Annotated in this window: 10 protein-coding genes; 7 read left to right on the forward strand and 3 right to left on the reverse strand. The window is 45.0% G+C overall.

Annotation, left to right across the window (positions count from 1 at the left end; all coding sequences use genetic code 11):
* Positions 1 to 118: 118 nt before the first annotated feature.
* Positions 119 to 2,308, forward strand: coding sequence for a GspE/PulE family protein (locus ABD744_RS12325; RefSeq protein WP_344798806.1), 2,190 nt, complete (start codon positions 119 to 121; stop codon positions 2,306 to 2,308).
* A gap of 50 nt (positions 2,309 to 2,358) precedes the next feature.
* Positions 2,359 to 3,102 (forward strand): SDR family NAD(P)-dependent oxidoreductase, encoded by a 744-nt coding sequence (locus ABD744_RS12330; RefSeq protein WP_344798807.1) that lies wholly within the window; start codon positions 2,359 to 2,361, stop codon positions 3,100 to 3,102.
* Between the two features lie 80 nt (positions 3,103 to 3,182).
* On the opposite strand, the gene ABD744_RS12335 is transcribed toward ABD744_RS12330, so the two are convergent.
* Positions 3,183 to 4,136 (reverse strand): porin, encoded by a 954-nt coding sequence (locus ABD744_RS12335; protein WP_344798808.1) that lies wholly within the window; start codon positions 4,134 to 4,136, stop codon positions 3,183 to 3,185.
* Between the two features lie 408 nt (positions 4,137 to 4,544).
* Here ABD744_RS12335 and alr point away from each other — a divergent pair, with 408 nt between their 5' ends.
* The 4 genes from alr to ABD744_RS12355 all read left to right on the forward strand — a co-directional run bounded on the left by alr (position 4,545) and on the right by ABD744_RS12355 (position 9,699).
* Positions 4,545 to 5,630 carry an alanine racemase gene (gene alr / locus ABD744_RS12340; RefSeq protein ID WP_344798809.1) on the forward strand — a complete coding sequence of 362 codons (1,086 nt, stop codon included), beginning with the start codon at positions 4,545 to 4,547 and terminating at the stop codon, positions 5,628 to 5,630.
* Positions 5,631 to 5,994: 364 nt separating this feature from the next.
* On the forward strand, positions 5,995 to 7,095 hold the full coding sequence (locus ABD744_RS12345; protein ID WP_344798810.1) for a polyamine ABC transporter substrate-binding protein: 1,101 nt from the start codon (positions 5,995 to 5,997) through the stop codon (positions 7,093 to 7,095).
* A 148-nt stretch (positions 7,096 to 7,243) separates the two neighbouring features.
* The gene (locus tag ABD744_RS12350; RefSeq protein ID WP_344798811.1) at positions 7,244 to 9,151 is read left to right on the forward strand and encodes a sensor domain-containing diguanylate cyclase; all 1,908 of its coding nucleotides are present in this window, start codon (positions 7,244 to 7,246) and stop codon (positions 9,149 to 9,151) included.
* 98 nt (positions 9,152 to 9,249) lie between these two features.
* The gene (locus tag ABD744_RS12355) at positions 9,250 to 9,699 is read left to right on the forward strand and encodes a DUF4288 domain-containing protein (protein WP_344798812.1); all 450 of its coding nucleotides are present in this window, start codon (positions 9,250 to 9,252) and stop codon (positions 9,697 to 9,699) included.
* A gap of 20 nt (positions 9,700 to 9,719) precedes the next feature.
* On the opposite strand, the gene ABD744_RS12360 is transcribed toward ABD744_RS12355, so the two are convergent.
* Complete coding sequence (locus ABD744_RS12360; protein ID WP_344798813.1) at positions 9,720 to 11,039, reverse strand: adenylate/guanylate cyclase domain-containing protein; 1,320 nt, start codon at positions 11,037 to 11,039, stop codon at positions 9,720 to 9,722.
* A gap of 236 nt (positions 11,040 to 11,275) precedes the next feature.
* Here ABD744_RS12360 and serB point away from each other — a divergent pair, with 236 nt between their 5' ends.
* Positions 11,276 to 12,496, forward strand: coding sequence for a phosphoserine phosphatase SerB (gene serB, locus ABD744_RS12365; protein ID WP_344798814.1), 1,221 nt, complete (start codon positions 11,276 to 11,278; stop codon positions 12,494 to 12,496).
* 111 nt (positions 12,497 to 12,607) lie between these two features.
* On the opposite strand, the gene ABD744_RS12370 is transcribed toward serB, so the two are convergent.
* Positions 12,608 to 14,695 (reverse strand): EAL domain-containing response regulator, encoded by a 2,088-nt coding sequence (locus tag ABD744_RS12370; RefSeq protein ID WP_344798815.1) that lies wholly within the window; start codon positions 14,693 to 14,695, stop codon positions 12,608 to 12,610.
* Positions 14,696 to 14,763: the final 68 nt, after the last annotated feature.

The following is a 14,763-nucleotide window of genomic DNA, read 5'->3' on the forward strand; positions in this document are numbered from 1 at the left end:
AAATAACGCCAAATTGGGTTATTTGAGGCTGCAATGAGTTGTTGATTTCTTCGTTTTGAATTCATCCCCTTTTTTCTGACATGGCATATACTCAAGGAGTGTCTTCAGGGAAAAGTATATGATTTCAGATTCTTCTTTTTGGTGCTCACCTCCCGACGGCTACGGCAAGGATATGGACCTTGAACAGCCGTCTGTGTCTTATTTTCGTTGTGATCAGAAAGGGGGGAATGCCACCCTTCTTAATATTGATATTAAAGAGGGCACGATATCGCTGTTTGAGCATGGGCACAAACGTACTGATTATTTATCCGAGTATCGTGCCATTGTCTTATCAGACCCTTTGTTGGACGTAGAAGAGGATCTGGAGTCCGATGTTCGTTGTTACGAGTTTGTATTTAATGATCACGAAGTGTTTATCAGTCGGGCAGTCGATGTTCAAGAAGTTGAGGGAGTGGTTCATGTTTTTCGGGTGCATGACGGGAACGTGTATCGGGTTTTAGTTCCAAAGGCCAAATTGGAGGAGTATCACGAAAAAATTTCTGTAAAGACGGTCAATGAAGACCGTCAGCAGGCTTTAGATAAGCTAATTACTTCCAGAGCCCAGCTTTCAGATATCTTGAAACGTGGGTTATTGCCGACCAGAAATACTATTTTGAAACAGCTTCATCATAACGGTTGTATATCAGACAAAGAGCTGAGCAGCCTGCTAAGGGAGTTGGGAGAGAAGCACAAAGAACCAGAAGTAATTAAGTATTTGTTATCCACAGGGTTTTATAAAGAGAAAGACATTCAAATGGCGCGTGCCCAATGCCTGGGTTTGCCCTACGTTGAAGCCGATAAAATAGAACCGGACAAAAAAGCCATTGCTTTGTTTGATGAGGCAACAGCCCGGGAGCTTAATATCTTTCCTGTGATGTTTTTCCAGGATCGGGTGGTGGTGGCCATGGTTAATCCTGCGGACTACTCCGTGATGACTCAATTACGGTTTCGGGTTGGCAAAGATATAGAACCTGTAGTAACCAATTCCCGTGCCATGATGCATGCGATTGACCGCTTATACAGTCCGCTGTCTTCCGATGCAATGTTTTTTCAGGCGGAAGCTTCCGTTGAAGTCAGTGTTGATTTTGAACAGGAGGTTCATGACTCAAACGATGGATCAGATCGACCCACAGTTAAGTTGGTGTCTTCTATTTTATCTGATGCAATTAACAAAAAAGTATCTGATATCCACATTCGTCCACAAGAAAAACACGTGGATTTAATCTTTAGAATAAATGGGACCTTGGTTCCTATAAAGCGTTTTTCAAAGTCGATGTTGTCGTCCATTGTCAGCCGTATCAAAATTATTGGTCGGATGAATGTGGCTGAGCACCGGCTGCCGCAGGACGGGCGAACTCATTTGATGCACGCGGGTAAATCGGTGGATTTACGAACCTCTATTTTACCCAGTGTTTATGGCGAAAGTGTGGTTATGCGTGTGCTTGATACCAGCGCAGGCATGAAAGGGTTAGATGAAATCGGGTTTTCTGAAACGGATAAAGTTAAGTTTGCTCATTTGATTAATCGCTCGGCGGGTATGATTTTAGTAACAGGACCAACAGGGTCTGGAAAAAGCACGACGTTATACGCCGCCTTGCAGGAGGTCACTAAGCGAAATGTGAATGTGATTACGGTAGAAGACCCAGTTGAATACCATATGAATGACGTATTGCAGGTTCAGGTTCAGCACAAAATCGGGATGAATTTTGCGAAAGTTCTCAGACAAATGCTGCGGCATGACCCGGACGTCATTATGGTGGGGGAAATTCGGGATCAAGAAACTGCACTCATTGCAGCAGAAAGCGCCTTAACGGGCCATATTGTGCTTTCTACTCTGCATACCAACAGTGCGAGCCTGACGATCAGCCGACTATTAGAAATGGGCATTGAGCCTTATATGATTAATTCCAGTTTGGCGGCGGTCTTGGCTCAACGCTTGGTGAGAACCAATTGTCCTCACTGCACTGAAGAATATGTGCCTGACCCTGAAATCAGGGCTTTGCTGGGAGTGACGGACGAGCATGTTTTTTATAAAGGAAAAGGCTGTGTGGATTGTATGCAGTCTGGCGTTTTAGGCAGAAAAGCGGTTTATGAGTTATTGCAGGTCGGGCCGGAAATGCGACGCTTGATTGTCAATGACCCCAACCCCACCGATATAGAAGAGCAAGCAAGAAAAGATGGCATGAAGCCGTTGACAGAGCATGCATTGGCTTTGGCAAAGGATGGATTGATTTCTTTGGAAGAAGCCTATCGAATCCGGTTGGAGTGATGATATGGTAGTGTTTTCATTGCTTACATTTCAGGATAGGAGTGGGATTAATGGCCAAGACATGTCTGATCACGGGTGCGAGTCGCGGAATTGGTAAGGCGCTGGCCTTGGCGATGGCGAAAAAAGGCTATTTGTTGGCGCTGACAGGCAGGGATCAGGCTCAACTGCACAGCGTTCGAGATGAGATCATTGCGCAGCTGCCCAGTGCGCATGTCGAAACAAGGATGTTGGATATTACCGATTACGATCAGGTTGGCGCTGTGGTTGATGGTTTTGAAACGTCTTTGGGTGGTTTGGATGTCGTCGTTGCGAATGCCGGAATCAGCGTCAGTAAACCTATTGGTGTGGGTGGTTTTAAAGAGCACCAGGCGGTAATTGAAACCAATGTACTGGGTTTGATGGCCACGGCAGAGGCTGTGCTCCCGTATTTCAAGGAACGTAACGCAGGTCAATTTGTGGCGGTATCTTCGGTTGCAGCTTTCAGAGGGCTGCCTAAGCACTCATCGTACTGTGCTTCCAAAGTTGCGGTGAAATCCTATATGGAGTCTTTATCTGCTGAACTGCTTGGGTCAGGGATTTTAACGACAACTTTGTTTCCGGGTTACATAGATACTGACATCAACCGGCATATGGTCAATCGTCCGTTTTTAATTTCGGCAGAAGAAGGGGCAAAGCAAATGCTGGTCTTGATTGAAAAAGGAGTTAAGACCTCAACCGTACCTAAAAAGCCCTGGAGTGTTGTTTCTCAAATGATGAAAGCGGTGCCTGAATCGGTCATTGCTAAAATGTCGTAGGTTTTGAGTCGTATTCAGTAAATACTAAAAAAGGCACCCGAAGGTGCCTTTTTCATTCTAGGTAGATAGAAGGGCTTCGATTAGAAAGAAGCGCCCGCTACTAGCCATAGAGAGTTGTCATCGTCATCGCTGTAAGCACTGTCGAAGTCAAGTTCTGCTTGTACCCATAGGATATCAGTGATGTCCTTGATTACAGTCAGAGCAATACGATCTTCTGTGCTGTTTAGTGCTTCAGCTTCATCAGATGTCATGTAAGCTGCGCCGAAGGTGTAGCCTTTCATTTCGTAGTTTGCTTCAAGCTGAAGGAACGTAGGATCTTCGTTGTTCACTTCGTCTGAAAGGAATACGTACTCAGCAATCAACGTGATGTTGTTGATAGTTGCATCTGCTCCGAAAGAAAATGCGCCAACTGGGCTGCCAACGTTCGCGATAGCGTCACTTACGTAACCGAAGTGTGCGTTGAACATGTCGTGGCTGTAGTCTACAGATGTACCGAACTCTTGTAGATCGTCGTCACCGCTGCGACCTTGAGCTAGGTAGATGGTAGAAGAGATTGGGCCACCAGCGATTTTTACACCCGTCATTGTATCGGTGTAGTCATACACAGCATCTTTGTGCATGGAGTCGTTCCACATGATTGACTTACCTTGCAGGCCAATCTGAGTGTCGTCGTACTCTGCAAACGCAGTGTAGTTGTCGTTGATTTTGTACTCTAGGAAAGCGTTGTCGATACCAAATTCATCGCCGCCGCCTTTAGAGTTTCCGCGTGCGTTATCGGCACCGCTTTTTGTACCAAATTCAGCTGTAAATCCAGCAGTTGTTTTTCCGTCGGTTGCTTCAACGGAAAATTCAGCTGTATCAAGGTAAACATCTGAACTGCTGTTAGTGTTATCGTTATCGTGGTATTCGAATGCGAAGTCAACTTCACCGCCGAATGTTACTTCTACATCACCAGTCTTCATAGTACCAGCTTGTACTGCACCTGCTAGAGAAGCCGCTGCAATCGCTGCTGCAAGACGAGTAAATTGTGCCATAGTGTTTTCCTTTTTACTTACGTTAAAAATCCAAGTTAACCTTGTTTTGGTTAATGCTTTTATTCTTTTAGGTAATGAGCATTTTGGTTTTTCGACTCATTCCGTGAGACTAGAAAGCATCCTGAATATTATTATTTAGATAACCACACCCGCCATTAATACAAACTCATAAGCTCAGTGTCAATGACTGGCGCACCAGTTATATCTTTATATGACCGTAGTGTAGCCATAGTTTTCCATTTGTCGAGTTAGAATGCAAAAAAAATAAGTTACTTTACATTATGCTGATAAGTGGTTGTTTCCTATCTGGTTTGTTTTTACTGAGGAGTCAACCTAAATCGATCATGCAGAATTCGTAATTTCTTGTGGTTTTTTGGTAGAATTACGTGCTTATTGAGGGAAGAGAGTATGTCGAAAAGGGTTACCGCACGAATCAATTTGGCCGCACTGGTGAATAACTGTCAGCAAATTCAGACAATCGCCCCTCACAGTAATATTTTGGCTATGGTTAAAGCCGATGCTTACGGTCATGGCGAAAGCGAGGTCGCGAATGTCCTTGAGTCATATGTGGCTGGTTTTGGCGTAGCAACGCTGGAAGAGGCTGAAGCGCTGAGAGATGCCGGCATTAATTCGTCAATCGTGTTGTTGGAAGGGTTTAACTTCCCACATGAGTTAGCCATTGCTGATGAACTCGGGCTGGACTTGGTTATTCATCACTGGGATCAGTTAGAGCTGCTACTGTCTTCTTCATTTAACGGGGTTCCCAAAGTGTGGTTGAAGCTTGATTCGGGGATGCATCGTCTGGGATTCCCTATTGAGTCGTGGCCAGCGGCTTTGGAGAGACTGAAAGAAACTCGATTTTCAGCGTCCGCGATTTGTATGAGCCATTTGGCGTGTGCGGATGAGCCTGACCACGCACTCAATGAACAACAGGTGTCGGCATTTCAGAGCGTGGTAGAAGAGTTGCCAAACGCCAAGTCGATTGCTAACTCGGCCGCCATTCTTTCCCGGCCTGATTTACATTTTCAATGGATTCGCCCTGGCATCATGCTGTATGGGGTATCTCCGTTTGGTGTTCAGCGTGTTCTCAGTGAATATGAGCCTGTTATGACACTTCTCGCCTCTGTGATTGCCATTCGAAAGGTAGAGGTTGGCGATGCTATTGGTTACGGTGCCAGTTATGTCTGTTCCCAAGCGAAGCGAATCGCCACAGTATCCATTGGGTATGGTGATGGTTATCCACGAGCTGCGGTATCGGGCACGCCTTGTTTTATTAATGGGCAGCGTTGTGAAATTGTCGGTCGTGTTTCTATGGATATGATTACTGTCGACGTATCTGAAGTCGCTGACGTGCAGCTTGGCGACCAAGTGGAGTTGTGGGGGCAGAACATTCGGGTGGAAGAGGTAGCAGAGTTTTGTGGCACCATTGCTTATGAGCTGCTTACCGGCTTAACCGGCAGAGTAAATTACCAATATTTGCGACCGCCCCAGTAGGGCAGGCTGCGGTGGGAACTAGAACGGATTCATGGTATTCGATCCTCAGTAATGTTTATCGGCCAAAGCGTCGAGGTCTTCTGGGTGTGTAATTTTTTAGGTCGAGGTATTAAATAAGCTTTTTGTCAATTCTGTGAAGTTTGACGATTTTTGCTCAGGCGAAAGTTTGAGTTTTTTGGGCGGTAATTGTGCTTTTTGCCTGAAAGCCGTTGAACTTGTCTTTAGATGATACTTCTCGTTTGTATCGTGACTCTCTTTTTATTTTTCCAGCTATCCTTAGTTAATTCAGTCGTTTTTCTTAAATGAATATGTTTTGCGTTGTTGCAAGTCGACTCATGGCAGCTCAAAGGGATATTAAGGTCATATGTGCTTGTTTATTCAAAAGTTGCTTTTGCGTGGTTTGATGAGCGTGCTGCTGTTATGGTCGGCTTGGTGTTGCGCTGAACCGAATTCCTTACGTATTTTAAACTGGAATAATTACATTGCGCCGAATGTCATTGCAGACTTCGAATCAGTAACGGGTGTTGAGGTTGTTTATGAAACCTTTGATCAGAGTGAGACTTTGGAGCAGAAACTGTTATCGGCGGATCAGGCGTATGACTTAGTTGTTCCTTCTGCGGATTTTTTATCTCGGCATATTGAGTCCGATTTGTTGCAAAAGCTGGATCATTCTAAGCTTCCAAATCACTCGAATCTGGATCGAGGTATTTTAAAGTCAATGCAACACATCGATCCTGGCAATCAATACGGTGTGCCTTACTTATGGGGGACGACCGGCATCGGTTTTAATCAGCGAAGAATACGTCAGGTATTGGGCGACAGTTATGAGATTGATAGTTGGTCGGTGATTTTTACTCCTTCCATTATGAGTAAGCTCTCAGAGTGTGGTGTCGCTTTTCTTGATTCTCCAACGGAAATTTATCCGATTGCTTTGAACTACCTGGGTAAGCCACCAGGCGTTTATAACTTGTCTGATTTAAAAGGCGCGGTCAATAACATGCTCCAGGTTGTCAGGCCATTTATTCGATATTTTCATTCGAGCCGATACATTGAAGACTTGGCTTCCGGCGAGTTGTGTCTTGTGGTGGGCTGGTCGGGTGACATTCTTCAGGCCGCGAAGATGGCTGAGAGTGCTGAGATTAAGTATGTCATTCCGAAAGAGGGCGCCGCACTCTGGGTCGACTTGTTTGCAATCCCGGCAAATGCTGAGCAGGTTGATAATGCACATCAATTCATTAACTACCTATTGAAGCCGAATGTAATTGCAGATATTACCAATTATGTAACCTATGCCAACGCGAATATGGCTGCCACTCCATTGGTGGCCTCCGAAGTGTTGGCCAATCCCGTTGTTTATCCCACCGAAAAAATGAAGTCGCGTTTGTACGTTGTTGATCCCATGCCGAGTGCTTTGTTACCACGGGTGAATAAATTATGGCGGCAATATAAAGCGGCGGGGTATTGATTTGGTTGGAAATAAATACTGTTCAGCCTCTTGTGATGCTTGAGATTAGGGAGTCAAACATCTAAGGTAAGTCAGTTTTTAATGAGATCGTTTGTATTGATGGTAATATAGGTTCTCTTGTACATTTTCAACGTGTGGTTGTTGTCTTTTGAATTTTGCTTTTATTGTTAAACGCTTAATTATATGTTGTGTATTTACTTGTCTTGCGATTGCTTCTGCCAATGCGGAGATGGTTCATAAGCGCCTCGATTTGGCTGGCATAGAGTCGATTTCTGATCAAAAAGTTGCAGAGCATTTATTCTATCTTGAAGATCAGGATGGCCAGGCAACTTTGGAGGAGGTGCTGTTATCTTCTATGGAATGGCAAAGCTCGGAGTCTGTACCGTTAATTGAAGCGCTATGGAAACCGGTGGAACACAATCCCCCGAATTTTGGCTACTCGTCTTCTGTTTATTGGTTTTATCTTCCTTTATTAAATGCTGCGCACTACAGTTCCGAATGGGTGGTGGAAATCGCTTATCCTGTGCTGGATTACGTGGATTTGTATGTGGTGCGAAAAGGCGAAGTACAGAGCTTTTACAAGCTGGGGGATAAACAGCCTTTCTCGAATCGGGTGTTTGACCATAGAAACTTTCGTATTCCGGTCAGCCTGGAGCCTTTGGATCAGGTTGGGATTTATATCCGGGTGAAAACCAGCAGTGCAGTCCAAGTGCCCGTCAGTTTATGGACGTACGGCGGCTTAATGAAATACGATCAGCTGGATAGTCTGATTATTGGTCTGTATTTTGGACTGTTATTAGTAATGGCACTTTATAACGGGATGATTTATTTGACCGTTCGCCAGAAAAGCAATTTGCACTACGTTTTGTATGTGATCTGTTATGGCTTTTTTCAGGCTGCGTTAATGGGTCTGGCTTACCAGTATATTTGGCCTTCCAGTATTCACTGGAACGACCAAAGTATTCTCTTTTGTTTGGCTTTATCCTTAATGTTCGGGACTTTATTCATTCGTTCGTACTTGAACCTGAATCATAAGTCGCCCCGAATGAATCGTTTGTACAGTGTTGCAACCTGGATTGGTGGGGCCTTTGTAGGGCTCTCTTTTGTGTTGTCTTACGATGTCATGATTCGTCTGATGGTGTCTTTCAGTATTGTTATTTGTCTGGGAGCCATGGCGGGCGGATTGTACTTATGGCGGTCCATCGGTCGCTCTATTCAGTATTTCACCTTGGCATGGCTATTTCTGTTTTTTGGTGGCTTTATTCTGGCGATGAATAAATTCGGGGTGTTGCCTCGAAATCTTTTGACTGAAAATGCTTCTTTATATGGCTCGGCCATTCAAATTATTTTATTGTCGATGGCTTTAGTTGAACAGTTAACCATGGAGCGTAAAAAGCGCTTTGCGGCCCAACAGCGAGCGATTGTTCAGGAGCGATTGGCCAGAGAGGCGCAAGAGCATGCTCTGACTTTGCAGCGTCAGGATAATGAACGCCTTGAGTTACGGGTTCAGGAAAGGACTGCCGAGCTGGAATCTCTGAATGAACGGCTCAAAGAATTAACCATCAAAGACAGCTTGACCGGACTCTATAATCGACGACATTTAGATACTAAGGCCGAAGAAGAATATAAACGGGCGCAGAGAGAGCGAAACCCATTGGCGGTGTTATTGATAGATTTAGATCATTTTAAACAAATTAATGACCAATATGGCCATCAGTTTGGGGATGAGTGTTTGATCGCCGCCGCCAAAGTGCTTGGTGATAATGTCCAGCGAACATCCGATACGGTTGCTCGTTATGGCGGTGAGGAGTTTGTGGCGATTCTTCCTGGGGCTTCAAAAGAAAAGGCGCGTTATCTGGCCGAGATGATTCGCTTAAGCATCATGTCTTTGAACATGAGCTACGAAGGAAAGAAAGTTCCTTTGTCGGTTAGTATCGGCATAGTATCTACGGTACCCAAAGAAGCCGGGCGATACGAAGAATTGATTAAAGCAGCGGACGAAGCGTTATATCAGGCCAAGGCAGAAGGCCGAAATAGGGTGTTAAGTGCTAATTAACTGAGATAAATCTACAGAATTATTCGAAACTGTCAGAAAGCGATTGTAAGCGGTAGGAAATTTACTACAATGCGGGTAGTTGGACTTAGGAGCTCTCAATGAATTGGTACGCTGTTAAAACGTTATACAGAACTTTTACGGATGGCTTTGCTGAAGATCAGGATGAAGCATATCGTGAAGATATAGATATGCTGGAAGAGCGAGTAGTTTTGTTTCGTGCCGAATCTTTTGATGATGCGATTGAACAAGCTGAGCGTGAAGCCCGTGAGTATGCTCGTGTTGAGCAAACGAATGGCTATCAGCAACGCATTTGCATTGACTATCTGGAAGCCTGCGATGCTTATATGTTAGGGGAGTCGCCTGCCGAATCCGTTGAAGTGTTCAGTAGCACATCGCTGATAGACCGCACAGTAACGGATACCGACATTGCAGACATGCGTCTTGGCAAAGTGTCTGACAAGGACGATAAATTCGGTAAGAAGTTTATCAGTCAGGAATTCGAGGCAGAAGAGTCAGACGATGATATCATCGACACCATTGAATGGTAAGGAACTCGATTGACCCAGCCTCAGGCGGGTTGTCGGAGTGAGGCGATGTGTTTTACTTGCCTTTCAATTAAGGTGTTGTAATTATCATCCAGACTGCTGACTTGATAGGTTAGCGGGCATGTGAAACTACTCGTGCTCAAATTGTACGGGCCTTTACAATGTACTTTGTTGGTGAGGTCTGGTTCATTTCTGGCGTTTTCGCTCAGCAGGATCTGACCTGCTTTGGCAAGGTTTGCCAGTTGAGCAGCTTCAAAAATAATATCCCCAAATACTGCCATGGATGCCTGCTCAGGCGTGTCAAAGCAGTACACATCTCCACTATGAATCGCGATTTGGAATTTTAGTAAGGCTTTGGCCTGAACAATTCGTTGGCTGTTGTAATTATTTAATAAACGGTACAAGAAGCTGGCAGCGCAAACGGCGTGAAGGCAGTGCTCATTCATTTTTTGAGGGGCACCGAAGATAACAGCCAAACCATTTGCCTGTACTTCTACGAAACCGTTATAGAGTTTTGCGGCTTGCTGGACGATGGCGACGTATTCAGAAACGAGCTTTGCTGCTTCGTGATTTGGCAAGTTGGATTTTAATTGGTCAAGGCCACTGGCTCTGACATAAAGCACGGACGCATGGAACGGCTGTATCTGAGATTCTCTTGGTGCCGATTCTTTGGAAATCTGACTGGCAATCTGATGGTTCAATAATTGATTCAGACTGTTTTCCAGGTTGTTTTTTTCGGTATTCTTTTGAATGAAGGCTTCTAGTTCGGTTGCAATTGGTTGCAGTTCGATAAAGTTTCTGGTGTCAGGCGCTTGGTGTTTGGTGGCTATCGGGTTTTGGATCTTCTTGGCCATGGCAGCCACTTTTTGTTCGTAAACGTGAAACAGCGAACGTAGGAGAATAAGCCCCAAGACCCAAACCGCCAGGGCGATTAAGACGATCTGGCTGGATGTTTGATTCAGTATTTTTTCAAGTGGTTCGGTAGATAACACCACGCTGACGCTACCCAGTGCTGTGCTGCCTGATGTGATTTCTGCTGAGCTGGTTACTCGTTGTGTGATATGTGCTGCGCCCGCTCGGTTAGCGTAAGCCAATACTTCTTGCGATGGGCTGTAAAACGTAATGCTGTCCAGCTTTCTCTTTTCAATGCTTTCCTTGGCGTAAACCTGGAGGCTTAGGCGATCGTCAGACTGAATCAGAGGTTTTGCCGTTTGGGCTGCCTGTTCCGCAGTGGTTTTAACAATGGAACGGTATTGATGTTGTAAATCCGAACGGACATGAAAATCCAGTTGATTCCAAGTCAGCCATGTGGATGTACAAAGCAAACCAGAAAAAATCAACACAAAAATGACATGTATGGATCGAAATTTAGAAACGACAACGGATAGGAACTGTTTCACTTTGAGTACGCTGCTGATAAGAAAACCGATATTTTAATTGTTGTTTAAAAATGGAGAATTGTATAGCAAAAGTCTGTTCACGCCGATATAAATTATCTGCAGGCTCTCATTTTTCTAAGGACTCTGGTACCATTTGCGCCTTCAAACTTCAGTTTTAATTGAATGGCGGATTGCTTGCAGTGAAAGAGATTATTCTGATTAATTTGTCTGGGCCTGATCAGTCAGGTGTTACTTCATCTGTTACGGCGATTCTGGCCAAGCATGGCGTGAATATTTTAGATATCGGCCAGGCGGTGATTCACAATGCGTTGGCCTTAGGTATTTTGGCTGAGTTTTCGGACAATGATTCATGGCCTGCGTTGAAGGAAGTCCTGTTTCGGGCAAATGAGTTAGGCTTTCAATCCAGGTTTTCTCCGGTCAGTGCGGACAGTTATCAAGAGTGGGTCGCGGATAAAGGCAAAGATCGCCATATTGTGACTTTATTGGCGAGAAAGATCACTGCAGAGCACATCTCTCGCGTCTCGAGCATCATTGCTCAATATAATCTGAACATTGATAACATCAGCCGCTTATCTGGCCGCGTGGGGATAGACTCTGAGGAAAGTAATAAATCCTGTGTGGAGTTGTCTATTCGTGGCGAGTCGACCGATTTAGCTGATCTGAAAGCTAAGTTTTTAGAAATATCTTCCGAGCTTGAACTGGATATTGCAGTTCAGAAAGACGATATGTACCGAAGAACGAGGCGTTTGGTCTGTTTTGATATGGATTCCACCCTGATCGAAGCCGAAGTGATTGATGAGTTGGCTATTGAAGCGGGTATTGGTGATCAGGTGGCTGAAATCACCGAACAGGCCATGCAGGGAAAAATAGATTTTGATGAAAGCTTCAGACGTCGTGTAGCGTTACTGAAAGGGTTGGATGAGTCAGTTCTTGAGCGAGTTGCTGAGCGACTGAAGTTGACTGAAGGTGCGGAGCAATTGCTTCACATGTTGAATACGTTGGGCTATAAAACGGCCATTTTGTCCGGCGGATTTACCTATTTTGCGCGTCATTTGCAGAAGAAGCTGAAGATTGATTATGTGCATGCCAATGAACTTGATATTCAGGATGGCAAAGTCACCGGTGAAGTGAAAGGCGTAATTGTAAACGGCGAACGTAAGGCCGAATTACTTAAAGAAATCGCTCACCATGAAGGCATAAAGCTGGATCAGGTCATTGCGGTGGGGGATGGTGCCAATGATTTGCCGATGTTAAGCATCGCCGGTTTAGGGATTGCTTTCAGGGCAAAACCTTTGGTGCGTGAAAGCGCCAAACATGCAATTTCAAATTTAGGTCTGGATGCCATTCTTTACTTGATTGGAATGAGAGACCGGGACGAAAGCCCGTTTCAGCCCAAGTAAATTTTTATATATTTAATCTTGCCGAAGATTTGTATCTGTCACAGCAAGCACAAAAAAAGCACCTTAAGGTGCTTTTTTTGTGCTTGCTGCTGTGTTGAGTTGATGCCTGTACTAAATATCGCCACCAAAATCATAATTCATGGCGTCGGACGGTGCTTGCAAGAAATACCCCTGAATGTAGTTCACTCCGGTTTGCCAAAGCTGAGCAAGTGTCGAAGCACTTTCAATCATAGGAATGATCGACATTTTCCCCTGACTCTGGATGGTGTTGATCATGTCCGTCAATACTTCAAAACCGTCTTCACTGGACTCCATCTGGCTGGTATAAGATCCATCAATCTTAATGTACTCAAGCGTTAAGTGTTTCAGTGTGTTGTATGGGTTGGTGGCGCCGCCAAAGTGGCAAAGTGATGCTTTACATTTCAGCTCAGCCAGCTTTTGGGTAAAGTCTTTCGCTTGTTTTAAATGAGTGATCGCGTGTTCTTCGGAGATTTGGAAGACAATTGAGTCACTCGGCAAACGAGCGGCTCTTAATGCTTTGCTGATCCAGGCCGGAAGCGTTGGCTCAAGTAAACTGGCTGCCGTGATGTTTATGAATAACACGGTATTATGGCCTTTTGCTAAATGTGCACTTAACAGCTTGATGCTGTTGATGATTACCCACTTGTCCATTGCCAAAGACATGCCATGCAAGTTTGCGGCTTTAAGAAATTCCGAGGGCTCAATTTCTTTGCCGTCCTCGTCAATCATCCGAATCAATGCTTCATAGATTTCCCGAGAGTCTCCACGAAGGCTGATGATCGGTTGGAACATTACTTTTAAACGGTTTTCTTCGATGGCGTTTTTCAGTTCTTCCGCCATGGCGGATTCGCCGGAAAGCTTTGGTTTTTCAGGGACGTAAAGTCGAACAGAGTTGCCTTTGGCATTGTTTGCTTCGCGAGCTTTAATGACCGTCTCTGAGGCGCGAGTAAGAATTTCACTGGCGCTGGTGGTGGTTTCATTGATCGGAACAATACAGATGGTGGCCGTTACCTGAACGGTCCGGCTGCTCACTTCTGACAGGTGGTCTTCAATGGTGTGTCTCAATGCTTCCGCGCTTTTCTGTGCCTGGTCGAGGTCCGATTGATGCAGAAGAACCCCGTAGTCATCGTCACCGATGCGGGTGCAAATTCCCTGCTCTCCCTGATGTTCGAGAATGAGTTGCGCGATGTCGGTCAAAATGATGTCGAGATCGGATACGCTGGCGCCGAGTTCACCGGGTGTAAAATTGTCGAGTTCAATGTACATGAAGGCACTGGGCTTTTCATGCTGAATGGCTCGGCTGCATGCTGCTTCAAGTTGGTCATTCAGGTAGTTACGGTTGTATAGCCCGGTGAGCAAATCCTGATTGCTGATTTCTTTCAGTTTGGCTTCGAGTTGTTCATTATCCTGATCCGGCCTGATCACAATTTGAGTGCAGTGTTCGTTATCGTAGGTGGCATCCGTAAAGTCCATAATGACTTTGATGTCACTTTCATCTGAGCGATTAGCCAAACAAGTAAATTCAGGTTGGGTTGAGTCAACGCGATAATCTTTCAGAAATTGCTTGAAGCGGTCTTGATCGTTGGAGGCGACCAGGTCAATGATCGGAATACAGGCCAACTCGTCCGGGTCATCGTAACCGAATAACGTCATATAAGCGTCGTTGCTGTAAATGTGCATACCTTCGTGCACATACGCAATGGCGTCTTTTGAGTTGGCGAGCAATAAGTTACAACGTTTTTCTGCTTCTTTCAGGTTGATCAGAGTGCTTCTTAATTCACGTCGGTGAGCAAGATTCAGCAGTTCTTTTCTGACGATCGGTAATAGGTGGTCTGCGTCATCACGCTTGGCAATGCCCGCTGCGCCATTGGCGATGCATTCCACGACATGCTCCGCATTGTATTCGTCGCAGGTAACAATGCACGGAATGTCTTTGTCCTGTTTTAAAATCTCATCAATGGCTTGGTTGTAAGGAATGTTCTCTGTTTCGCGTCTTGCGATTAATAAATCCCAGTGGGTAGAGCGGATCAGCTCAGAAAACTTGTCGGGGGTGTCAACGTATTCGGCACGGGTAGCATGCCCAGAGTTTCTGAGGTAGCTGACCATGAGCTCTGCGTCATTTTGAGTATGGTCAATTATAAGTAATTTTATTGTTTGATCGAATTTGATTTCACGCATTGAGAGATATGCTCTGTCCTTAGGATCTTTATGGCAATTCTACACCTTTATACCTAGGCAGGAATGGA

It is taken from the genome of Litoribacillus peritrichatus, from assembly GCF_039537985.1.
GTDB classification, from domain to species: domain Bacteria; phylum Pseudomonadota; class Gammaproteobacteria; order Pseudomonadales; family Litoribrevibacteraceae; genus Litoribacillus; species Litoribacillus peritrichatus.

Bases quoted from the DNA above. Each gene is read 5' to 3' on its own strand.
- ABD744_RS12325 (WP_344798806.1), top strand. From the start codon at position 119: ATGATTTCAGATTCTTCTTTTTGGTGCTCACCTCCCGACGGCTACGGC.
- ABD744_RS12330 (WP_344798807.1), top strand. From the start codon at position 2,359: ATGGCCAAGACATGTCTGATCACGGGTGCGAGTCGCGGAATTGGTAAG.
- ABD744_RS12335 (WP_344798808.1), bottom strand. From the start codon at position 4,136: ATGGCACAATTTACTCGTCTTGCAGCAGCGATTGCAGCGGCTTCTCTA.
- alr (WP_344798809.1), top strand. From the start codon at position 4,545: ATGTCGAAAAGGGTTACCGCACGAATCAATTTGGCCGCACTGGTGAAT.
- ABD744_RS12345 (WP_344798810.1), top strand. From the start codon at position 5,995: ATGTGCTTGTTTATTCAAAAGTTGCTTTTGCGTGGTTTGATGAGCGTG.
- ABD744_RS12355 (WP_344798812.1), top strand. From the start codon at position 9,250: ATGAATTGGTACGCTGTTAAAACGTTATACAGAACTTTTACGGATGGC.
- ABD744_RS12370 (WP_344798815.1), bottom strand. From the start codon at position 14,695: ATGCGTGAAATCAAATTCGATCAAACAATAAAATTACTTATAATTGAC.